The organism is Campylobacter pinnipediorum subsp. pinnipediorum, from assembly GCF_002021925.1.
Lineage (GTDB): Bacteria > Campylobacterota > Campylobacteria > Campylobacterales > Campylobacteraceae > Campylobacter_A > Campylobacter_A pinnipediorum.
The window spans coordinates 1548116-1568869 of sequence record NZ_CP012546.1; the positions used below are offsets into that span (position 1 = coordinate 1548116).

The window sequence follows — 20754 nt, forward strand, 5'->3', positions numbered from 1 at the left end:
ATTGTAAAAATAGATAGATTTTACAAAAAAAATGCCAAAAATTGGCTTAACGATTGAGCCTAAACAGATAAATAGAATAAAATGCCAATAAAACAACAGGCATAACAATACCTAGCTCTGGAACCAATACTCCAGTAGCTGAAAATTTAGCAAGTATAAACAAAACTCCCCATATTATAAGAGTTACTAATACATATACAAAACTAGCCAATGCTAGATTAAAAAATCTACCTACAACAGGCAAATGATAATATAATATAAAAACTAAAATCGGACCGAATAATGGTGCTATTGTTAGAGTATAAAATATAGATTTTGCATTATTTATAGATGCACCCTCTCCTTGAAATGTTGTTATAAAATCAATGGTATCTAAAACCGAAAGGCTTATTCTGTCATCGCTATTTGCACTTTGTATATTTTTGGGAGTAAAGCCTTTTAACGAATGAACATTGGAGCTTGTTTTTATATCTAAACCTTTTTCTCCAACTTGTAATTTTTCAGGCAATACTATAGTTTTTGTGTCGTTTAATATCCACTCATCCGAATTAAATTTAGCATTATTAGCAAACATAATATTGTTTAATGTTGTGTTATTTATATCAAAAATAGCAATATCTGAGATACTTTGCTCTAAAGGGTTGAGTTCTTTAATATATATAAATTTTCCATCAAATTTTAAAAAAGAGTCAGTTGTATTTCTTTTTACGCTAAACCCGTCTTTAATACTCTTTTGATAATCATACATATATGCAAAAGATGTAAAATTAAGCAAAATATACAAAACTGTAATGACACATGATATCAAAAATGGCATTTTTATCAAAGAATTTTTATAAACACCTAGAGCATAAAAGCTTACAAACTCATTTGAACGAGCTATACCTATAAAGCAAACAACTGTTGCTAAAACCAAAGAAATAGGCATTGTATATGATATGGCAGTTAAAAAAGTAGCGCCCATATATAAAAGTTGTAAACCAGCAGAGACTGGTAAGTCTTTGAAATTTGAAAGCAAATCAATCCCAACATAAAACAATTCCAAAGCTAAAAATATAATCAAAAATGTCTTAAAATAAATCCAGCCAATATATCTAGAATAAAGTTTCAAAACATTACCTTAAATTTTATATCTAAACAGCATTTTGCCATTTTTTTAGTGTAAATTTTTGCGAGGCATAAGAAATATCATTTTTTATAAGTTCTAAAACAGCATTTTTAGTATAATCTAAAATATCATCTAAAATCTTTTTTTCATTATCATTAAACTCGCCTAGAACAAAATTTGTAACATTGTTAGCACGACCGATGCCTATCCTGACTCTTTCATAATCATTTCCGATTAAATTATCTATCGATTTAATACCATTATGACCTCCACTACTGCCACCTTTTTTAAACTTAACAGCACCAAAGCTTAAATCAAGATCATCATGAATAACTACTATACGGTCTGGCTTATAAAAATCATTAACAGCTTTTACACTATTTCCAGAAAGATTCATATAAGTGTTTGGTTTTAGAAGCAATGTGTTTTTGTGTTTATAGACTTCACCTTGAAATTTAGATGAACTAACATCCACAAAATCGGAATTTAAAAGCTTGTCTATAAGCATAAATCCGATATTGTGTCTAGTATTTTTGTATTGTTCGGTGGGGTTACCTAGCCCCACTATAAGAATCATTATAAGACTTCTTTTATCTAGCTTTTATTACCCCAAGAACTGCTATACGGTCAGCATCTACCATAGTAACACCATCTGGAACAACAATATCACGAACCAATATAGTATCATCTATATCAAGTTTGCTAACATCAACATCAAAAGAGTTTGGTAAATTTTCAGCAGTACACTTAACAGCTATACGTCTTTTTGATTGTATTAAAACACCTTTGTTTTTAAGACCTATTGGAGTGCCATAAGGCTTAACAGGTATAAGATATTTTGAAACAAGACCAGGAATAGCTACTTTAAGATCAACGTGTTTTAAATTATTTGTAACAGCATCTCTTTGATAATCAACGATAACGACTTTGTATACATTCTCGCCAACTTTTACATCAAATGCAAGGGTCTCTTTTTTGCGAGCTTCTTTTATAAATTCATTTACTTTAAAAGCTGCTGCAACATTCTCTAATCCCTTACCATAAATGTTCGCGATTAGATAACCATCTCTTCTCAAAGCCTTTGCAGACTTCTTACCGATACTCTCTCTAACGATACCTTCTAACATCGTCATCCTTTCATAAAAAAATAGGTACGGATTATACCTAAAAATTAATAAATTTTATATTAGTCACTATCTTGAATTTGCTTAAGTGCAATTATACTATCTTTAAATCTATCATCTTGAGAATGCTTTTTAACACCTATCACATTTTCTTGCTTAGCAAGATTTGAATTTTTTATTTTTATTTCAAGGTCATTTGGTCTACTAGCTTTTTCAAGAGCTTCTTCTTTATCTATAACGCCCTCTTCATAAAGCTCTAATAAATGCTGATCAAATGTCTGCATACCATAAGTATTTTTACTTTCAGAAATAGCTGTAAAAATTTCATCTTCTCTGTTGTTTGCGATTATATCTCTTATTCTTATATTTTTAATCAAAATCTCAACAGCTGCTCTTCTTTTTCCATCTTTTGTTTTTACAAGTCTTTGAGAAATTATAGCAGCAAGCACAGAGGAAAGTGTCATTTTTACCCTATTTTGTTCCTCTTTAGAAAACATACTAACTACACGACCAATAGTCTCTTTAGCATCTACTGTATGAAGAGTGGAAAGTACTAAGTGTCCTGTTTCTGCTGCATGTAAAGCTGTTTCTACTGTTTCAAGATCTCTCATTTCGCCAACCAATATAACATCTGGATCCTCGCGCAAAGATGCTCGCAATGCTTCTGAGAAATTTCTAGCATCTTGCCCTACTGAACGTTGATTTATAAGACACTGTTCATCACTATAAACATATTCGATAGGGTCTTCTATTGTTATAATATGCTTTTTTTTTGTCTTATTCATATGATTTATCATGCTAGCAAGGGTTGTTGTTTTTCCACTCCCTGTTGGTCCAGTAACCAAGATAATGCCTCTATGGAAATTTTCACATATTTTTTTGATAACAGGTGGAAGTTTTAAATCATCCATTGTTGGAAGTTTTGTAGGAATAGTTCTAAAAACTGCAGAAACGCCATCCATTTGAAAAAATATATTTACGCGAAATCTATAATCATCATTTAAGTTATAAGTAAAATCAACATTTCTTTGCTCTACAAGATCTTTGAAATTTGTTCTAAGCAACTCTTTTGCCAAAGTAATCCCATCTTGCTTGCTTAAAATTTTATCACTCATAATTTGCATTTCGCCATTAAATCTACCACGAATATAGCTATTTGATTTAATATGTAAGTCGCTTCCTTCACGCTCTATAAGTAGTTGCAAATAAGCATTAAGCTCGTCTCTTAGCTTAAAATCAAGCTTGGAAACATCAACATCATGTTGATTGTCAAGCATTATTTTAATCCTTTTAATATGTCATCAAATGCAACAACAAATGCTTTTAGTCCATCATTTAACAAATCTCTATAAGCTGTTTGAAGATCTATATTTGCATTTTTTAAAACACTAAAAAAACTATCTATATTTTCTTTGCTTGTAGCTACTTTTGGCTCAGCCTTTTGCTTTATAAATTCCTTTATCGTATCCAACGGAGCTGTATTGATAGTATTTTCAAACATAAGCTCACGAACATAATAATCAGCTCTTAACTCATTCCCCTTAACACCAGTGCTTGCAAATAAAGCTCTAACATTACTTAAATTCTCATCTTTTATCATATGATATATTTTAGTAGCATTCATTATGCCGATTTGGGATTTAGGGAGACTTTTTTCTTGCATTTTATCATCAAGCAATCTATCAAAACGACTGACAAAAATACTTATAACACCTTGCGGAAGTATAGTGTTTATATATCTTTTTTGATATTGAGCCACACCTTCCTTAAAGGCTTCCAAGCATCCCTTAGCTTGTTCAGGAGAAAAAATCAAAGTAGCATTTACACTAATTCCATCTGCCATCAAAGCACTCATTGCTTCAAAACCCTCTTTTGTGGCAGGAACTTTTATCATAACATTTGGCATTTTAATCATCTGATGAAGTCTTTTACCTTCTTCTACAGTGGCGTTAACATTATCATGCAAATTTGGATCAACCTCAATGCTAACAAAGCCATCATCACTGTTTGCATAATTTTTTAAAAGCTTGCAAGCCGCCATTTTGATATCTTGGGTAGCTAAAGTTTCATATATATCTTTCGGATGTCTTTTATGGCTATTTTTAATAGCTGTATTATAAGCTTCACTTTCAACGAAAGCTGATTTAAAAATAGCAGGGTTGCTAGTAGCACCATTTATAATATCTTTGCTGATCAAATCAACAAATTCGTTATTTAAAAATTCTCTTTCAATAAAATCGCACCAAAGCGAAAAATTAATATTTTTGTTATACATTTTTTACCTAAATAAGTTTTAAAATTTCTCGTAGATCTTTTTGATCAACACAGTGTGTAGCATTTTGTTTTAAAATTTCATTAGCACAAAAAGCAATTTTGAGATTTGAATACTCAAACATAGAAATATCATTAGCACCATCTCCAACACACATAGTATTAGAAATATCTACATTAATTATTTTTTGAATTTTTTGAAGCATTTTGCCTTTTGAAAAGCCAAACATCATCTCTCCGCCAACTCTGCCCGTAAGTTTTCCATCTTTTTGATGCAATATATTTGCAAAACTAGCATCAAAATTTAATTTTTTTTGCATAGCATTGGTGCCTAAATCAAACCCTCCGCTAAATACAATAACCTTAATGCCTTTAGCTTTTAAATTTTCAATAAGCTCTTTAGCACCATTCATAACAGGTAAATTCTCACATATATCTTTTGCAAGAAAATAAGACATCCCCTCTAGCAAAGAGACTCTAGAGGTTAAGCTTTCAAAAAAGTCAAGCTCGCCAGCCATAGCTTTTTTTGTTATATTTTTCACCTCATCTCCAACACCATATGATTCGGCGAGAATATCAATAGTCTCGCCATCCATTAGTGTTGAATCAAAGTCAAAAATACAGAGTTTTATCAAAGTAAACCTTAAAAGTCACGCTTTAAAAGGCTTTCAACCTTTAAAATAGTAAGTATATTTTGATCTCTTTTGCCTATACCGTATATCATTCCTTTATCTTTTACTAAAGTCTCAGGCGGCGGATCAATTCTATTTCTATTTATACGAATAGCCTCTGTCAATCTATCTATAACAAATCCAGCAATATTATCGTCATCTTTCATAACAATATATCTAGTGCTGCTACTTTGTTTTCCTGCATTTAAAGCAAATCTCTTTCTTAGATCTATAAGAGGTATAACATTACCTCTTAAATTAAATACACCCAAAACATACTCGGGAACACTTGGAACACGAGTATACTCTATTGGTTTTATTATCTCTTGAATGTTTAAAATTGGTATAGCATATTCTTCATCGCCAACCACAAAGCCGACTAATTGAATAATATCTTCGCTTCTAGTATCTTCAGGACCTTGTATCTGTTTTTTTTGCTTTTGTAAGACTTCATTTAATTTATTACTGCTCATATCTTACTCCCTATGGTAACTTGATATTTTTTCTAACAACATTTTCAAGATATTCAGCAGAGTAAGGTTTGGTTATATACTCTGTCATTCCTACCTCAACACCTCGTAATCTATCTGTTTTAGATGTTCTAGATGTAACGGCTATTAATGGTAAATTTCTATATTTTGAATACTTTCTTATCTCACCAGCCAATGTATATCCATCCATTCTAGGCATTTCTATATCTATCAATATAGCATCAAATGCATGCTCTCCTGATTTTATTAAGCTAAGAGCTTCAACACCATTTGTAGCTTCTATAACAGTCACGCCTGTTGGTTCAAGTGATTTTTGCATTATAGTTCTGTCCATTTTTGAATCATCAACTATAAGAACCTTATAATCACTTGGTTTTTCTTTTATATTTTTAGATTCGGCATCCAATTCGGCTCTAATATTTACTTTAATATCTTTTGCCATTTCCATCATAGCAGCAACATCAATAATTAAAGTAACTCTACCATCACCACGTATAGTAGCACCTGCTATACCATGTATATTTTGTAAATAATCACCCATTGATTTTATAACAATTTCTTCTTGTCCGACAAGAGTATCAACTATAATACCAAGCTTTGCTTCTGCAACACCTATAATAACAACATAGGTTTGCTCTCCGCCATCAAATACTTTATTTACACCAAACACATCAGAAAGCCTAACTAGAGATAAAACCTCATCACGAAGCCTAAGAACATTTTTACCATCTATTGTATATATATCATCTATAGGCACACGAACTGTTTCTAAAACACTAGCTAATGGTATAGCATAAAACTCCTCTTGAGTTCCAACCAGTAAAGACTGAATAATAGCCAAAGTTAAAGGTATTTTTAACTTCATGACAGTACCTTTGCCAACTTCACTATCTATATCAATAATACCATTTAATTTTTCTATGTTAGTCTTAACAACGTCCATACCAACGCCACGACCACTTACATTTGTTACCTTGGCGGCTGTTGAAAATCCTGGTTTAAATATAAGGCCAAAAGCCTCTTTATCGCTCATAGTATCAGCTTCTCTTTCGGTAATAATACCTTTTTCTATTGATTTTGCTTTAAGCATATGAGCATCAAGACCTTTTCCATCATCAACTATCTCTATAACTATATGATTGCCTTCATTATATGCTTTTAGTTGAACGAGACCTTTTTCATTCTTACCGGCAATTTTTCTTACTTCTGGATCTTCTATACCATGATCGCAAGAGTTTCTAATGATGTGAACTAACGGATCACCTATCTCTTCTACGATAGATTTATCAAGCTCTGTTTCCTCACCTGAAATTTCAAGATCTATCTGTTTTCCAAGTTCACGGCTTAAGTCCCTAATCATTCTTGGGAACTTATTAAACACTTTTGCTATAGGAAGCATTCTTGTTTTCATAACAGCAAGCTGAATATCAGTAGTTACTATACTTAGACTTGAAACGACCTGATTAAGCTCTTCAAGAAATTTCTCACCCTCATATCTTTCTTCAACATCATCATAAATTTTAAGCAAACGGTTTTTGCCAAGAACAAGCTCGCCAATTAAGTTCATTAAATGATCAAGTCTTTTTACTTCAACTCTAATTGTTTGCTCTTGTGTTACTGCTCCATTAGATTGAACAGGAACTTTTTTAGCCGGCTCTTCTTTTGGTTTAGAGGCTACTACTGGAGTTGGCTTAGGAGCTTCTGTTTTTTGAGCTGATTTCTTACTCTCGCGTCTAGCTTTATCTTCTGCCTTTCTAACTTGTAAAAGCCTTTCTATTTCGGCTTCAACCTCGTCATCGCTAAGTTTTGATAACTCTTCATCACTTATCTCTGGTTCTGGTTCTGGTTCGGCTTGAACAACAGGCTCAGGCTCTTTTTCTGTCTCTTGAGATGCAGAGGCTTTACTATCATCGCCTTCTGATATAGCAGTTAAGCGCTTACAAATATTTTCTATCTCTATACCAACATCTGTATCATTTCCATGATCTCTAATTCCATGCAAAAGACCTTTCATCATATCTACTGACTCAAGAACCACATCCATAACATCAGGTGTTATTTTTAGCTCATCTTTTCTTGCTTTATTAAGAACATCTTCCATATGATGAGTAAGCTTTGTTAAAATATCAAAATTTAAAAATGAAGAGCTTCCTTTGACCGTATGTGCAACCCTAAAAATTCTATTCAATAATTCAAGGTCTTCAGGATTTGACTCTAGCTCAACAAGATCATGATCTATTTGTTCTATAAGTTCAAAGGCTTCTATCAAGAAGTCTTCCATTATTTCTCTCATATCATCCATAAATCACTCCTAATTAATATTTTTTGAGTGTGCCTCTATAACTTTTAGCACCTCTTGATAAAATACACTTGCATCAAATTTAGTAAGGTAAGCAGCACCGCCAGCTTCTTTACTTTGAACTTCGCTAAATTCATTACTTAAAGATGAACTAAATACTATAGGTATATTTTTAAATCTCTCGTCATTTTTTACATGTGAAGCAAAATGATAGCCATCCATTTGAGGCATCTCTATATCACTTAAAATAACACGAACTTCTTTTGATATATTATCGCCAAACCTATCATAAAGTTCGCTCATTCTTTCTAAGCCCTCAACTCCATTTTTTGCTTCCGTAACAGTAAGTCCCATTTTTTCTAATGCATCTTTAACAAGTTTTCTTGCTGTTGCACTATCATCTAAGACAACTGCAATACCACGTATTTTTTTACTTTCATCTATTTCAACATCTAGCTTAGGAGAATAAATTCCAAGCTCTTCGACTATACTTTCAAGATCAAGTATAAGCAAAACTTCATCATTCTCTATACGAGTAACACCTGTTATTTTACCCTTATCAAGTGTCCCAGCACCTGTTCCAGATGCAAAACTAGCTGGCTCAATGTCTTTCCAGCTTATACGCCTAATTCTTTTTGCTTCATGAACTATAAAACCAATAAGTATGCCACTAAACTCAGCTATTATAACACGAGGTTTTATGCTAACTTCATCCGTTGGCTCAACTATATTCATCCATCTAGCAAGATTTATAACAGGTATAACAACTCCACGAAGGTCAAAAATACCCTCTATATAATCAGGAACTCCCGGCAACTCTGTAAGATTTGGCATCTTAATGATTTCGCGAACTTTTGCAACATTTACACCGTATATACCTTCATATACTTTTTTATCTGTTTTTTTAAAGATACGAAAATCAACAAGCTCCATCTCGTTTGAACCCGTTTTCAATACGTCGTCTCCAAACATCAATGTCCTTTCAGATTTTTTTTAATGAATTTTATTTTATCATTTTCGTATTCTACTATAAAATAACTTTGGTTGCACGCAAAACATGGTAAATTTATATATTTTTTATTTTCTATATCAAAAACACAACCTTGATGATAATGTCCTTCAATGACATAATCTGCATTATAATACCTTAATTTAGGCCTTATAAGCTCTTTAAAATTTGGTATTTTATAATCAAGTTTTTTAAATTTTAGTTTATTCAAAATCCACTTAGAAATTTTAAAATTAAATATTCTATCTACAAAATTCATAAAAATCAAAAATGGTTTTACACGCAAAAAAAGCAAGGCATATTTACTTACAAATGGTAAAAAATTATCTCCGTGAGCTATCTGGATATCTGAGTTTAATGCCTTAAATTTAACCGGCTGAGAGGATATTTCAAAAACCTTAACACTTGTGTCCTTAAACAAATTTGACATTTTAAAATCATGATTTCCCTCTATAAAAAATACCTCTATATCATTAGAAATTTCTTTTATAAGTTTTATGTGCTTATCATAAAATTTCATCGAATACTCAGTGTAGCCGGTTACAAAATCAAAAATATCTCCAAGTAAAAAAAGCTGAGTAGTTTGTATCTTTTTATCTTTTATATCTTTTAGAAAAACTAAAAGTTTATCTCTATTTTCATTCTCATGTGCATCAGAAACAAAAATAGCCCCATCTTTTATATCACACAAACTACTCATTAATCCTCAAAAAAAATTATTTAAAATTCAATAGGTTTATAGCAAACCTCAATAATTTCAACATCTTTAACACCATTTGGCAACCTAAGCGTTACCTCATCGCCTTCGCTTTTACCTATTAGTTGTTTTGCTAAAGGTGAGTTAATAGAAATAAGTCCTTTATCCAAATCACTCTCACTAACACCAACAATAGTATAAGACTTTTCCTCTTCTATGTCCAAATCCATTATAGTAACGTTTGATCCAAACCTAACCTTATCATGTTCATAAGAACTAGGGTCTACAACTTCTGCTTTTGTTAACAATGCACCAAGTTCAGCAATTCTAGCCTCTATGAAAGCTTGTTTTTCCTTAGCTGCATGATACTCTGCATTTTCTTTCAAGTCACCATAACTTCTAGCAACATCTATCTCTTTTACTATTTGAGGTCTTTGAACTTGCTTTAAATCTTTTAATTCAGCTTCAATTTTTTCATACCCATAAATAGTCATAGGTTCACTCATTTTTTCCTCCATTTATCATATTTGCAACATTTTGGCTACTTCCATGTTTTAAAAAATTCCTAAGTTCATTACAAGATAACAAAAATATATCTCTATCGCACTCTTTGTATGATTTTAATAAATTTTCAACACTAACATCATCTTGAATAAGCTCATCATGAATAGCACTTTTACCCATAAAATCAAAAATAATATTTGCAAGTCCTGCGTATTTTATCTTTAAAAACTTTCTAGCAAGCCATACATCTAAGGCCTTAGCCTTATAGCAAAGAACAAAAGGTGTCCCGATAAGAGCTGCTTCAAGAGTCGCAGTGCCTGAGCATATAAATGCAAACTCACTTTCAAAAAGAGTTTTAGGTGTATCGTTTGAGATTTCAAACTCGCTCAAATCACCATAAATTTCGTCCAAACTACCCATAAGATGCTTTGGCACACAAATAACTTTTTTTGTATTTATATGTGTTGCTAACTCTTTAAAAATCGGCATAAGTCTTGTTATCTCACTCTTTCTTGAACCGGGTAAAAAAGCTATTTGTGAGCTAGAACTTATATCTGTTTTTTTAAATTTTATCTCATCGAGCAAAGGATGACCTACATACTGGCTTTTTGAATAATATCTATCATCAAATGGTAAAATCGATGCTAGATTATCGCAATAACGCTCAACCTTAGCCACCCTTTTTTCTTTCCAAGCCCAAACTTGCGGAAGTATATAATATGTAATATTAGCCTTAACTCCTGCCTCTTTTAAGCTTTTTGCAAAAGGCAAATTAAAAGCTGGGCTATCTATCAAAAGAATACTATCAACATCTTTTGCAAGATTTACAAGTTCTTTCATGGCTCTTTTTGCCTTAAAAACAAGTGGTAAAACTTCAATAAATCCCATAGCTGAAAACTCAGAGCTTTTCATATAAGGCTTTCCAAATTTTTCATCAAAAATACCAAAAAGCTCATAATCTTTCAATTTCAATAAAACTTGTTCTAAATGCAAATTTGCAGATGGTTCAAGCGCACAAACTAAAATTTTATTACTCATATTTACCTAATTTTTATTTTGATTATAGCCCATTTTGTTTGAATTTAAAAGCTTTCTAATAGCAAGTGATGCTAAATTAAGTCCAAAAACAGCAGTTACTCCCATAAAACTACCTAGTTTTTGACATCTTGGTAGCTCACTTGAAAAAACAACATCATAATTGCCCTTAAAATTTGCCTTTTTAAGCTCATATCTTATCTTTCTAGCAAAAGGGTCGTTATATGTTTTATAAATTGAGGCTATCTTTACTTGCGTAGCATCTATTCGTTTTGCTCCGCCCATTGAGGAGATAAGTTTTTTATGTGTTTTTAAAGCAAGAGCAACCTTAGCAGTAACATCATCTATAGCATCTATAACAATATCAAAGCTTGAAAAATCAAACTTATCCACAAATTCAGGTGTTACTATATCACAAATAGCTTGGATATTTTCATATCTTTTTTTAAACTCATCAACCTTTATATTGCCAACAGCTTCGCTATAAATTTGGCGGTTTTGATTTGTTATATCAAATTTATCCTTATCAACCACAACAATTTTACCAACACCGCTACGAGCCAAGGCATCAACACATATTCCACCAACTCCACCAACTCCAAAAACTATGATTTTTGAATTTGAAATTACATCAAAATCATCTTCAAAAAGCCATCTAGAACGGGTAAATCTATCAATTTTGTCCATAAAATTCCTTAAATTTTTAGCGTAATTTTATAAAAAGATTTTTAATCTTGGCTTTATTATTCAATTAATGTTTTTCATCATCTTAAGAGTTATAAAAAACTTATTAGAAATTTATATTTTTTTAACAAGAAATAAATATTTATATAAACACAGTAACTAAATAAAACAAAAGCCTTAAAAGGCTTTAAAGTCAAAAAACCTTTTTAAGACTATCAATGCTTTCATAAGCTGTTAGATCAACTTTTATTGGTGTTATGGTTGCATATCCTGCGTTGATTTCACTTATATCATTTTCTTCATTTATTTGGGTAAAATCAGGCTTTAAGTTCCCAAGCCAATAATACTCAACGCCCCTTGGATTTCGGTTAAGCATAGCATCAGTGCCGTATTTTCTATTTCCTATTGGAACTACTTTATATCCTTTAAAATCAGATTTTTTAACACAAGGTATATTAACATTTAAAAATTGTCTTTTTGGCAAACAAACATCGCCATCAAGAACTTTTCTTGTGATATATTTTACGACATCTTTAGCTAGATCAAAGCCTAGCTCACTTAGTGAATTATTTTTATAAAATTGAGAAAAAGCAATACTTGGAACATCTTGCAAAATGCTTTCCATACAAGCACCACAAGTACCAGAATAAGTAATATCTTCCCCCAAATTTGAACCATGATTTATACCAGATATCACCAAATCTGGCTTTTTATTAAAAAGCGCGTGAAAAGAAAGATAAACACAATCGCTAGGAGTTGCATCATCTAACTTAAAAAAATCATCATCTATTTTTATAAATCTCAAAGGTTTTGTAAGAGTAAGAGAGTGAGCGCAAGCTGATTTTTCAGTACTAGGGGCAACAACTGTCACCCTTACATCTCCTAGTTCTAGCAAAGCATTTCTTAATTCAATCAGTCCATTGGCTTCATAACCATCATCATTTGTTATTAAAATTTCCTTCAAAAATATCCTTACTTTATATAATTATCTTTATTATATTCTTTTTTGTCATCATAGTCTTTTAAAAGCTTTACAACAATTGGGCTAAGTATCAAAACCGCTATAAGGTTTGGCAACACCATAAGTCCATTAAACATATCAGCTAGTTCCCAGACTAAATCTACCTTTTGTAAGCTTCCGTAAAAAACAAAAAACACAACACAAATCTGAAAAAATATTATCCCCTTTTTCCCAAACAGATAACGAACATTTATCTCACCAAAATAATACCATCCAACAATAGTAGTAAATGCAAAAAAGAAAAGACAAATAGCTATAAAAGCATATCCAAGTGTATGTCCTAGCAAATGCGAAGAAAAAGCCTCTTGAACAAGAGTAATACCTATATAAACAGATTTGCCATCAACAAACTCAACCACACCTGATGAAAGTATAACAAAAACTGTGATATTTAAAACGACAAATGTATCTATAAAAACAGACATTACACCAAGAACAGCTTGCTCAACTGGATGTTTTACCTTTGCTGTAGCGTGAGAGTGAGGGGTTGAACCCATACCAGCTTCATTACTAAAAAGACCTCTTGCTATACCATAACGCATTGCAGATGAGATAGTAGCTCCAGTAGCACCACCCCAAGCAGCACTAGGATTAAATGCACTTTCAAATATCAAAGAAAAAACAGAAGGAATTTCCGCAATATTAGTAACTATAATAGCAATTCCTACAATTACATAGCATATTGCCATTATAGGGACAACTTTTTCAGCGACGCGAGTTATTCTCTTTACACCGCCTATAAAAACTATAGTACATATAAGTGATAAAACAGCTCCACTAAAATATTTTGAAACACCAAAAGCACTTTCAAAACCATCTGTAATTGAGTTTGCTTGAACCATATTTCCCATAAAACCAAGAGCTAGTATTATAGCTATAGCAAAAAAACCTGCCAAAAACTTACCTAATTTTCCTCCAAGACCTCTTGATATATAAAAAGCAGGTCCACCTATGGTATGGCCACTATCATCTTTAGTTTTATAAATTTGAGCAAGACAAATTTCAGCAAAATTTGTAGCCATACCAAAAAAAGCTGCTATCCACATCCAAAAAATAGCACCAGGTCCACCCATTATAAGTGCTGTTGAGGCACCAACTAAATTTCCAGTTCCTACCTGTGCAGCTATAGAGGTAGCAACAGCCTGAAAAGATGTCATACCCTCTTTTCCAGCAGCATCTCCATGTAAAGAAAAACTACCAAAAAGTCTACGAACAGCTATTTTAAATTTAAATAATTGAACAAATTTAAGCCTTATTGTAAAATAAATGCCAGTTCCGCAAAGCAAAGCTATAAGCACATAAGGTCCCCAAAGATAAGAATTTATACTCTTAACAAGACTATCTAAAAAATCCAAATCTTACCTCCCTACTAAAAATTCGCATGATTTTACTTCAAAAAAGTTAAAAAATAAATGAAACTATTAAAATTTTATTTATTTTAACTTAACATTAAAATTAAATTATATATTTATTATATCACACCTTGCATAAAAACAAAACACCATTAATATTAATTTATTTTAAATTTATATTATATTTTTTGTATATTAAACAATAAAAATATTATAAATAGTTACATAATGTAATATTTTGTACTTAAAATAGTAAAATAACATTCTTTTAAAGATTATTTTATAAATTTATAAATACAATTTAAAAGTAAATTATTTTTTAAAGGTTATTTTATGAAAATAAATTCTTTTCATGCACGTTGGATGTTGTCACTTTTTGGAACTGCTGTAGGTGCGGGTATTTTATTTTTACCTATTAGAGCAGGAACAGGTGGTTTTTGGCCTATTGTTATAATGTGTTTTTTGGTTTTTCCTATGACATATTTAAGCCACAAAAACTTGGCTCGTTTTGTTAACTCAGGTTCTAAACCTCAAATGGACATAACACAAGTCGTAACAGAACATTTTGGTCAAGGCTGGGGTGTTGTTATTACATTTCTTTACTTTTTTGCTATCTTTCCTATTTGTTTAGCTTATGGTGTTGGTATAACAAATACAGTAAATTCATTTATAGTTCACCAACTTGGTTTTGCTGAACCTAATCGTTTTCTTTTAGCTTTTGGTTTAGTAAGCGCTATGATGTTTGTGCTTGTATTTAGCGAAGAGATAGTTACAAAGATATGTAGTGCTCTTGTTTATCCTCTTTGTGTCATATTGCTTGCTTTTTCTTTATATTTAATACCACATTGGAAATTTGACACTATAGTAAATGTTCCTGCAATGGGTGATTTTTTAGGTGTTATCTGGCTAACTCTTCCTGTACTTGTATTTTCTTTTAACCATAGCCCAATTGTTTCAACATTTGCTCAAAGTGTTCAAAGAGAGTATCCAAATGCTACTGACAAAAATGCTGGCAAAATTGAATTTGGTGCTAGTGTTATACTTTTGGTATTTGTTATGATATTTGTTTTTTCAAGTGTTTTGTGCTTAAATCCTGATGATTTTGCAAAGGCTCGTGCTGCAAATATTCCTGTACTTTCATATTTTGCAAATGAATTTGATAGCCCTATTATAGCTTATGCTGGTCCTTTAGTAGCGCTACTTGCTATTGCTTCATCTTTCTTTGGACACTACTATGGTGCTTATGAGGGACTTTGCGGAATACTACATAAAACAAAAGGTAAAGATGGCAAACCAAATAGCCGTGCTGTAAAAATTGGTGCAACTATATTTTTATACATAAGCACCGTTGTTGTAGGCTATATAAATCCAAGTATATTAGGTTTTATAGAGGACTTGGGTGGGCCAATTATTGCAGCTATATTATTCATAATGCCAATTATTGCGATATATAAAATTCCTGCAATGGCTAAGTTTAAAAATCCACTATTTGATGGTTTTGTATTTTTAATGGGTACTCTAACCATCTTAAGTGTTGTTTATGGTAAAATGGTATAAAAATTATGGATAGCATTTTATCTATTTTTAAAATAGGCGTAGGGCCTAGTAGTTCTCATACAATAGGTCCTATAGTAGCTATGAATAGATTTTGCGAACTTCTTGGAGATAAAGTAAGTGATGTTCATAGAGTGCAAGTTGTATTACACGGCTCCCTTAGCCTAACAGGCAAGGGACACTTGACTGATATAGGGTGCATTATAGGACTTTGTGGTGTTGCTCCAAAAGATGTAACACCAGATAAAAAGCGCGAGATTATCCATAATGCTATTAGCAATAATAGATTAAATTTATCTGGTAAAAATGAAATAGAATTTGTATATGATAGAGATATAGTTTTTGACGATTCTATGCTTCCTTTGCATGAAAATGGACTAATAGCAAGTGCTTTTGATAAGGATAATAATGCAATTATCACTCAAACTTACTATTCTACCGGAGGTGGTTTTGTAGCAACACCTAATGAGATAGGCGGTGAAAATAGTGGCTTTATAAAACAAGAGATTAATAGTTTTGAGTTTGAAAGCGCTCAAAGACTATCAGAACTTTGTAATATTCACAAACACTCCATACCTGAGATTGTAATACTTAGAGAGAGTGAGCATATGAGCAAAAAAGAGATAAAAGCATATTGTCTTGAAATTTATGATGCTATGATGGAATGCTATAATAACGGTATAACAAACAAAGAAGGCATTTTGCCAGGGAGTATAAAACTAAAACGCTTAGCTCCTGCCATCAAAAAACGACTTGATGAAAATCAAAAAGAAGACCTTGACCCACTTGCTATGATTGATTATGTTTCAATGTATGCAAGGGCAGTAGCTGAAGAAAATGCAAGTGGCGGTAAAGTCGTTACAGCACCTACAAATGGTGCTTGTGGTGTTATACCTGCTGTGCTTTTATATATTCAAAATCATCGTTTTTATATGGATGAAGAAAAAATAATAAATTTTATTCTAACAGCAGCAGCCATTGGATACTTATATAAGAAAAATGCAAGTATAAGCGGTGCTGAGGCTGGATGTCAAGCTGAGATAGGTGTTGCTAGTTCTATGGCGGCGGCCGCTATGGCTATAGTTAGTGGCGCCAACACCGAACAAGTCTTTAATGCTGCTGAGATAGCAATGGAGCATCATCTAGGTCTTACATGTGACCCTGTTGGCGGCTTGGTTCAGATACCTTGTATAGAACGAAATGTCTTGGGTGCTATAAAAGCTATAAGTGCCGCCAAGATGGTTTTGGATGGCGACGCTACAGCTAGAGTTAGTTTGGATGAAGTTATTATCACTATGTATAAAACAGGTAAAGATATGAACTCAAAATACAAAGAAACTTCACTAGGCGGTCTAGCTAAAATGGTAAATTGTTAATTTTTGCTCTCTTTTTTAGGGAGCAAAAAATTATTGTTTTTTATTTTATAGTTTAAAAACAAATCTCTTATATATTCAATTTTTTATTTATATTAAAATTATTTAATTACACAAAAGTTACTCTAAATGGCTAAAAAAGGCTATCCTGACTTAAACAAATATGAAAAAATAATATTATTTTTTAAATTAATTTATTATTTTTATTGAGTGTGCTAAATTTGCATATCTGTAAATTTTTTAGAATTTTACTAATAATTTTTTATAAATTTTCAGTCTTTATGGTTAAGTTGCCCAAAATGGGCTTTATAAAAAATTGTAATTTTTGCTTTTAATAAATATGCAATTTTTACATATAAACTATAAATAGGGGTTGCAATATGGAGGTAAATCGTAGAGAGTTTTTAAGAAAAGCTCTTAAAGTTTCAACACTAGCAGGTGGAGTTGTTGCAACAAATACACTAGCAAACACAGCAAAAATTTCTGAATCAGCTGATAGCAATGGTGTAGTAGTTGGCAAATCCAATAAAAAAGAGGTGCTTTATCACAAAACACAAATGTGGGAGCATTTTTACAAAATCGCTTATTAGGAGTTGATTGATGGACAATTCAAGAGTTGGAAGACGTTCGTTTCTCAAACTCGCAGCACTTGGAACTGGTAGTGTTGCTTGCTTTGGCAATGAAAACGAAACACTTCAAAAAGGTAAAGAAAAAGCTATACCAAATCCATACGAGGGTTCTAAAACCGTAAGAACTATATGTTCTATATGCTCTGCTGGCTGTGGTATAGAAGCTGAGGTTAAAGACGGGGTTTGGGTTCGCCAAGATATGGCCATTCATCATCCTATTTCACAAGGTAGCCACTGCTGTAAGGGGATAGATCAAATAGATCTAACAAAGAGCAAACAAAGAATAAAATACCCAATGAAAAAAGTTGATGGCAAGTGGCAAAGAATAAGCTGGGAAACAGCAGTTAATGAAATCGGCGACAAAATGCTTGAAATAAGAAAAGAGCATGGTCCTGATTGTGTTGAATTTCTTGGGTCTGCTAAGTTTAGCAACGAACAATCTTGGTATTTTAGAAAATTCGCAGCATTTTGGGGAACAAACAACATAGACCACGTTGCTAGAATTTGACATAGTGCTTCAGTTGCGGGTGCCGCAAATACTTGGGGTTATGGCGCTATGACAAATCACTTTGGCGATGTTACAGCAAATTCAAAAGCAATACTTTTAATAGGTGCAAACTCAGCAGTTGCAAATCCAATAGGATTTAAGCATATGCTACAAGCAAAAGATAGAAATAACTGTAAACTAATAGTAGTTGATCCAATTTTTACAAAATCAGCAGCAAGAGCCGATCACTACGTAAGAATAAGGCCCGGCACAGATATAGCTTTTGTATATGGAATGTTACATTTGATATTTAAAAACGGCTGGGAAGATAAAGAATACATCAAAGATAGAGCTTACGGAATAGACAAAATAAAAGAAGAAGCTAAAAAATGGACGCCTGAAGAAACAAGCAATGTTACAGGAGTTCCGGCTGATCAAATCATACAAATAACAAGGCTATTTGCTACCACAAAACCAGCAACAGTTGCTTGGTCACTTGGTATCACACAACACTCTGTTGGTAGCTCAAATACTAGAATTTTATCTATATTGCAAACAGTTCTTGGAAATATGGGTAAGCCTGGTGGTGGATGTAATATCATAAGAGGACACGATAATGTTCAAGGTGCAACAGATATGGGCAACCTAGCTGACACACTACCTACTTATTATGGTCTTGGCGATAAAGCATGGAGGTATTTCTGCAAGGGCTGGGGTGTTGACTTTGATGAGTTTGTTAAACGTTTTGCTGTTTCAACAAAAGAGAAAAAAGCCGATGGAGATACCGTAAAAGGAACAAAATTCCAAGAGTATTTTTATCACGATCCTAAAAATCCAGAAGATAGAACATGGAGAAATGAAAAAGGCTGGTCTTTGGCTAAATGGTGGCAAGGTGTCTTAAAAGAAGAAAAAACATTTTCAAGTGGAGAGCTAAAAGTTCTTTGGGTTCAAGGAACAGGTATCGCTTCAATGTCACACCTTCATAAAATACAACAAGCAGTAGATAAACTTGATTTATTGGTTATTGCTGAGCCATTTGTAAACGAAGTTGCTATTTTAAGCGATAGAAAAGATGGGGTTTACATACTACCTGTTGCAACCCAATTTGAAAACGAAGGCACAGTTGTTGCTACAAATAGAGCTGGACAGTGGAGAAGTAAGGTCGTTGAACCACTATACGAAAGCAAGCCAGATCATGAAGTAATGTTTGAATTTGCAAAAAAATGGGGATTTTATGATGAATTCACAAAATCTTTAAAAATGGAAGTTGTTGATGGCGAATTAAAAGTAGTAAAAGATACATTTGTATGGCCTGATGATGCAACAAATGAGATGGCTAGAATGGGTAAAAGCATAGGACTTACAGGCTGGAGAGCTGAGAGACTAAGAAGACACCAAGCTAACTGGCAAAATTTTGATCCTGACACACAACTTGGTATAGCCGGAGATGTAAAAGGCGAATACTACGCACTTCCTTGGCCTTGCTGGGATGAAAAACACAGCGGAACACCTATACTTTATCGCCCTGATGTGCCTTATGCTCAAGGTGGTTCTGGTTTTAGAAATCGCTTTGGTTTAGAACATGATGGCAAAAGCTTGATAGCAAGTGAGGCTATAAGCATAAAAGGCGCTAAGGTAAAAGGTGGATATCCACAAATCACAAAAGCAAATATAGAAAAAGTTCTTGGTATAAAACTCACAGAAGAAGAAAAAGCAAAAATGGGCGAAGACTGGATGACTGATTATAGTGGTATCATTCTCAAAAAATGTCGCGAAGCTGGAATAGCTCCTTATGGAAATGCAAAAGCTCGTGCAATAGTTTGGGAATTTACAGATCAGATTCCAAAACACAGAGAGCCTATACACTCGCCACGCCCTGATTTGGTTGAAAAATATCCAACATTTGACGACCAAGATAGAAACTTCCGTGTTGAAACTAAGTTTAAAAGTGAACAAACAAAAGAGGATTGGAGTAAGGAATTCCCTACAATAATGAGCTCTATGAGACTTGTAAACCTAAGTGGTGCTGGTATGATAGAAAGAACAAGTAAATATCTATCAGCGATAACTCCTGAAATGTTTGCATATGTAAATCCTGAACTTGCATTAGAATACGGAATACTTGATGGAGATATGATGTGGATACACTCTCCAACAGGCACAAAGATAAAGGTAAAATGCTATCATAACCACAGCGTTACACCTGATAGAATTTGTCTTCCATATAACTTTGCTGGTATCATGCAAGGTGTTGATTTATCAGCAAGATACCCAGAAGGCACCAAGCCTTATACAATAGGTGAAAGCTCAAACACTATAACAAACTACGGCTTTGACCCTGTAACACAAATTTCTGAGTTTAATGCTGGTCTTTGTAGGTTAGAAAAAGCTGAGCCTATGGGCTTTAAAACAAATTTCTTAGATGAGATAGCGAAGTAAGGAGTA

19 protein-coding genes are annotated in these 20754 nt (G+C 32.7%); 4 read left to right on the top strand and 15 right to left on the bottom strand.

What is annotated here, in order from left to right; all coding sequences use genetic code 11:
* Nucleotides 1-46: 46 nt before the first annotated feature.
* From CPIN17260_RS07970 to CPIN17260_RS08040, 15 genes are all read right to left on the bottom strand, one after another.
* Nucleotides 47-1111 carry an LptF/LptG family permease gene (locus CPIN17260_RS07970; protein ID WP_069632987.1) on the bottom strand — a complete coding sequence of 355 codons (1065 nt, stop codon included), beginning with the start codon at nucleotides 1109-1111 and terminating at the stop codon, nucleotides 47-49.
* Nucleotides 1112-1133: 22 nt separating this feature from the next.
* The gene (pth, locus tag CPIN17260_RS07975) at nucleotides 1134-1685 is read right to left on the bottom strand and encodes an aminoacyl-tRNA hydrolase (RefSeq protein ID WP_069632988.1); all 552 of its coding nucleotides are present in this window, start codon (nucleotides 1683-1685) and stop codon (nucleotides 1134-1136) included.
* A 13-nt stretch (nucleotides 1686-1698) separates the two neighbouring features.
* Entirely contained in the window at nucleotides 1699-2235 is a 537-nt protein-coding gene (locus tag CPIN17260_RS07980) for a 50S ribosomal protein L25/general stress protein Ctc (protein WP_069632989.1), read from the bottom strand.
* Between the two features lie 59 nt (nucleotides 2236-2294).
* Nucleotides 2295-3509, bottom strand: coding sequence for a type IV pilus twitching motility protein PilT (locus CPIN17260_RS07985; protein WP_078440848.1), 1215 nt, complete (start codon nucleotides 3507-3509; stop codon nucleotides 2295-2297).
* Nucleotides 3509-4507 (bottom strand): transaldolase, encoded by a 999-nt coding sequence (locus CPIN17260_RS07990; protein WP_078440849.1) that lies wholly within the window; start codon nucleotides 4505-4507, stop codon nucleotides 3509-3511. The genes CPIN17260_RS07985 and CPIN17260_RS07990 overlap by 1 nt, the downstream gene beginning before the upstream one ends.
* A 7-nt stretch (nucleotides 4508-4514) precedes the next feature.
* The gene (gene serB / locus CPIN17260_RS07995; protein ID WP_078440850.1) at nucleotides 4515-5138 is read right to left on the bottom strand and encodes a phosphoserine phosphatase SerB; all 624 of its coding nucleotides are present in this window, start codon (nucleotides 5136-5138) and stop codon (nucleotides 4515-4517) included.
* A gap of 8 nt (nucleotides 5139-5146) precedes the next feature.
* Nucleotides 5147-5647 carry a chemotaxis protein CheW gene (locus CPIN17260_RS08000; protein ID WP_069632993.1) on the bottom strand — a complete coding sequence of 167 codons (501 nt, stop codon included), beginning with the start codon at nucleotides 5645-5647 and terminating at the stop codon, nucleotides 5147-5149.
* 10 nt (nucleotides 5648-5657) lie between these two features.
* Nucleotides 5658-7967 (bottom strand): hybrid sensor histidine kinase/response regulator, encoded by a 2310-nt coding sequence (locus CPIN17260_RS08005; protein WP_069632994.1) that lies wholly within the window; start codon nucleotides 7965-7967, stop codon nucleotides 5658-5660.
* 9 nt (nucleotides 7968-7976) lie between these two features.
* A complete protein-coding gene (locus tag CPIN17260_RS08010) occupies nucleotides 7977-8936 on the bottom strand; it encodes a chemotaxis protein (RefSeq protein WP_069632995.1) in 960 nt (319 codons plus the stop codon).
* On the bottom strand, nucleotides 8936-9673 hold the full coding sequence (locus tag CPIN17260_RS08015) for a UDP-2,3-diacylglucosamine diphosphatase (RefSeq protein ID WP_078440851.1): 738 nt from the start codon (nucleotides 9671-9673) through the stop codon (nucleotides 8936-8938). The genes CPIN17260_RS08010 and CPIN17260_RS08015 overlap by 1 nt, the downstream gene beginning before the upstream one ends.
* Before the next feature lie 20 nt (nucleotides 9674-9693).
* A complete protein-coding gene (greA, locus tag CPIN17260_RS08020) occupies nucleotides 9694-10176 on the bottom strand; it encodes a transcription elongation factor GreA (RefSeq protein WP_078440852.1) in 483 nt (160 codons plus the stop codon).
* Entirely contained in the window at nucleotides 10169-11212 is a 1044-nt protein-coding gene (gene lpxB, locus CPIN17260_RS08025; RefSeq protein WP_078440853.1) for a lipid-A-disaccharide synthase, read from the bottom strand. Before lpxB ends, greA begins: the two co-directional genes overlap by 8 nt.
* Before the next feature lie 6 nt (nucleotides 11213-11218).
* Complete coding sequence (locus CPIN17260_RS08030) at nucleotides 11219-11896, bottom strand: tRNA threonylcarbamoyladenosine dehydratase (RefSeq protein WP_069632999.1); 678 nt, start codon at nucleotides 11894-11896, stop codon at nucleotides 11219-11221.
* A 190-nt stretch (nucleotides 11897-12086) separates the two neighbouring features.
* Nucleotides 12087-12857, bottom strand: coding sequence for a 5'/3'-nucleotidase SurE (gene surE / locus CPIN17260_RS08035; RefSeq protein ID WP_078440854.1), 771 nt, complete (start codon nucleotides 12855-12857; stop codon nucleotides 12087-12089).
* Between the two features lie 8 nt (nucleotides 12858-12865).
* Nucleotides 12866-14269, bottom strand: coding sequence for an alanine/glycine:cation symporter family protein (locus CPIN17260_RS08040; RefSeq protein ID WP_078440855.1), 1404 nt, complete (start codon nucleotides 14267-14269; stop codon nucleotides 12866-12868).
* 330 nt (nucleotides 14270-14599) lie between these two features.
* Between CPIN17260_RS08040 and CPIN17260_RS08045 the strand changes: the two genes are divergently transcribed.
* From CPIN17260_RS08045 to CPIN17260_RS08065, 4 genes are all read left to right on the top strand, one after another.
* The gene (locus CPIN17260_RS08045; RefSeq protein ID WP_078440856.1) at nucleotides 14600-15823 is read left to right on the top strand and encodes an aromatic amino acid transport family protein; all 1224 of its coding nucleotides are present in this window, start codon (nucleotides 14600-14602) and stop codon (nucleotides 15821-15823) included.
* Between the two features lie 5 nt (nucleotides 15824-15828).
* Nucleotides 15829-17196: an L-serine ammonia-lyase gene (locus CPIN17260_RS08050; RefSeq protein ID WP_069636808.1), complete on the top strand. Its 1368-nt coding sequence runs from the start codon at nucleotides 15829-15831 to the stop codon at nucleotides 17194-17196.
* A 377-nt stretch (nucleotides 17197-17573) separates the two neighbouring features.
* Nucleotides 17574-17783, top strand: a complete 210-nt coding sequence (locus CPIN17260_RS08055; protein WP_069633004.1) for a Tat pathway signal protein — start codon at nucleotides 17574-17576, stop codon at nucleotides 17781-17783.
* Between the two features lie 10 nt (nucleotides 17784-17793).
* The gene (locus CPIN17260_RS08065) at nucleotides 17794-20748 is read left to right on the top strand and encodes a formate dehydrogenase subunit alpha (protein ID WP_226996935.1); all 2955 of its coding nucleotides are present in this window, start codon (nucleotides 17794-17796) and stop codon (nucleotides 20746-20748) included.
* Nucleotides 20749-20754 lie beyond the last annotated feature (6 nt).